This is a genomic window from Desulfonatronospira sp. MSAO_Bac3, from assembly GCF_003838035.1.
GTDB classification, from domain to species: domain Bacteria; phylum Desulfobacterota; class Desulfovibrionia; order Desulfovibrionales; family Desulfonatronovibrionaceae; genus Desulfonatronospira; species Desulfonatronospira thiodismutans.
Genome location: NZ_QYZY01000372.1, coordinates 1 through 2,439, shown reverse-complemented (window position 1 = coordinate 2,439; position 2,439 = coordinate 1). Strand labels below are relative to the sequence as shown.

3 protein-coding genes are annotated in these 2,439 nt (G+C 54.4%); 2 read left to right on the top strand and 1 reads right to left on the bottom strand.

Annotated features, from left to right (window positions below; translation table 11 throughout):
- Window positions 1–166: 166 nt before the first annotated feature.
- Window positions 167–1,156, bottom strand: a complete 990-nt coding sequence (gene cbiB, locus D5S03_RS12995; RefSeq protein ID WP_287044347.1) for an adenosylcobinamide-phosphate synthase CbiB — start codon at window positions 1,154–1,156, stop codon at window positions 167–169.
- 154 nt (window positions 1,157–1,310) lie between these two features.
- On the opposite strand from cbiB, the gene fliS reads away from it, so the two are divergent.
- Window positions 1,311–1,694 (top strand): flagellar export chaperone FliS, encoded by a 384-nt coding sequence (fliS, locus tag D5S03_RS12990; RefSeq protein WP_287044346.1) that lies wholly within the window; start codon window positions 1,311–1,313, stop codon window positions 1,692–1,694.
- A gap of 184 nt (window positions 1,695–1,878) precedes the next feature.
- On the top strand, window positions 1,879–2,439 hold a 561-nt coding region (locus tag D5S03_RS12985), incomplete at its 3' end, for a zinc-ribbon domain-containing protein (protein ID WP_287044344.1).

Here is a 2,439-nt window from a genome sequence, read left to right as displayed (position 1 = left end):
TCGCAGAGCAAGCCCGAAGGGCATTAAACTGGGAGCCAGGACAAAATGATTTTTTTCTTTATCCATCTCTTAATCCTGTTAATCCTGTCAAATAGCTCTTTTCTTTATTGGGTTGCGGGCATGGCCCGCGTTAGTTTTTCCAGCCAGAACTGCCTCCGGCAAAAAACTACAAACCACCTGCAGCAAGCACCGCCACGGCCAGGGCCAGGCTGATCCAGGCTGCGGCCTGGATGATTTTCAGGGCGGACCGGATATGCATCGTTCCGGCATCCTGTCCCTTTTCCCCCATCCAGGGCTTTTCCACCAGGGCGAAAGCATACTGCACAGGCCCGCCCAGGCGGATATTCAAGGCACCGGCCATGGCCGCCTCGCTGTGCCCGGCATTGGGTGATGCGTGCTTTAACCGGTCCCTCAGGCCCGTGCCCAGAGAGCCTTTCCAGTCATAGCCGCAGGCAAGCGCAGCCAGACTGATGAATAAAATGCTCAGCCTGGCCGGGACATGGTTTAAAACATCGTCCAGCCTGGCTGCAAAACGCCCGAACTGCATGTACCTGCTGCTTCGGTAACCCACCATGGCATCCAGGGTATTGACCATGCGATAGTTTGCAGCCAGAAGAACACCTGCAAAGGCCGGTTCCACTCCCAGAACCTGCCCCAGGATGCAGCCGGCCACAAACCAGAAGGCCAGCGCCAGGAAGCCATCCACAAAATTCTCGGCCACGCTCTCCACCGCAGCCCTGGCCACCCCGGAAGAATCCAGGGCACTCGGGTCCCGGCCCACGATCATCTGCAGCTTCTGCCTGGCTCTGCCCAGGTCACCCTCCTCCAGGGCCCGGGCTATGGGACGGGTATGACCCACCAGGTCTTTCAGGCCCATGCAGGAATAGACCAGAAAGACCATGAAAATAAATTCAAGTCCCGGAACCATGGAAGCCAGAAAAATGCCTGCAGCCGCCAGGATACTCACCCCGCTCAGCATGGCCGCCGTCAAGATCATCCCGCCGCCGCGGCCCCTGAGCCCCTGGGAAAAAAGCAGTCTCTCCACCCGGGAGACAGCTGCGCCCATGAGGCGTACCGGATGCAGGCGGTACACCGGGTCTCCCAGGAGCAGGTCCATAGCGAAGGCCAGTACAAGTATGATCAGAGCTTCAGTCATTTGGTTTTCCTGAAAGTTAAAGCCCGGCGAGCGTGCCCCTTCCGGAGCAGTTCAATAGACTTGCAAAAAACTGCTAAAGTTATTCCATCCCCAGGCCGATAGTATAGTTAATTAAGGCAGACAAAAGCATCAAGCATAAAAACAGGGGGGATATATGTACTCCAACGCAGCCAGAGCTTACTTCCAGACCAAAGTCAAAACCACCACCAAAGAAGACCTGGTTGTCCAGTTGTATGAAGCAGCCATCAAGTTTCTGGAACAGGCCAAAGAAAGAATCCGGGAAAAGGACTATATTGCCAAAGGAGAACGGATTGACCGCGCTCTTATGATAATCGGAGAACTTAATTCCAGCCTGAACGCGGAAAAAGGCGGCGAAGTCGCCAAAAATCTGCACGCCTTCTACGCCAGCTGCCAGGCCAGGCTTCTTATGGCCAGCCTGAAGCTGGACATCGAGAAAATCGATGCAGTAATCAATATGCTTAGACAGGTCTCCTCTGCTTTTGCCGAGGTAAGCCGAAATCAGAAGCACCTGCAGTAAGATCTTTGCTGCTCCCCCTTCAAGCAGCACCTCGCGGGGCCTGGATTCCAGGCCCCTTTTTTTATCCTTTTCCAGACTTGATTTAGGACGCTTATATGGATAGAGTTCAGGCTTATGCAGGTGATTTGATTATCACCCCGGACTTTGAATAAATTCAATACTTCGAACTCATCAAGGACCATATATGCGCATAACCTGTCCCAAATGCATGTTCCAGCAGGACGTGCCCGACGAAAAAATACCGCCGCACGCTAAAAAAGCCACATGTCCCAAGTGCAAGGAAAAGTTCCAGTTCCGCGACCTGGAAGAACCAGAGGAGTTTACCCTGGAAGATGAGCCTGCAGCTGAAGAAGAGGCTTCTTCTGATTCCCGGGAGCATGACTTCGCCACTTACCAGGATGAAAAACCCGCCCAGGAAAAAAGCCGGGAAGAAGACCAGGAAGAAAGCCTGTGGAGCAAGCTGGAAGACCTGGGCGGCCCCACGGAAGAGCCGCAAAGAGAACAGACCGGACCCGGGGAAAGCTCTGCCTCGCCCTGGGAGAACCTGCAGCACTACGGATTTTTCCCGGGCTTTTTTGAAACCGTCAAGAGAGTCATGCTCGCTCCCGGACCTTTCTTCCGCAAGATGCAGCCCGGAGGACTGGGCATGCCCCTGGCTTTTTTCATCCTGGTCTCGGTTATTCAGGTGCTGGCCTCATTTCTCTGGAACATGACCGGCATGTTCCCTGCTGCTGCAGAACACGGC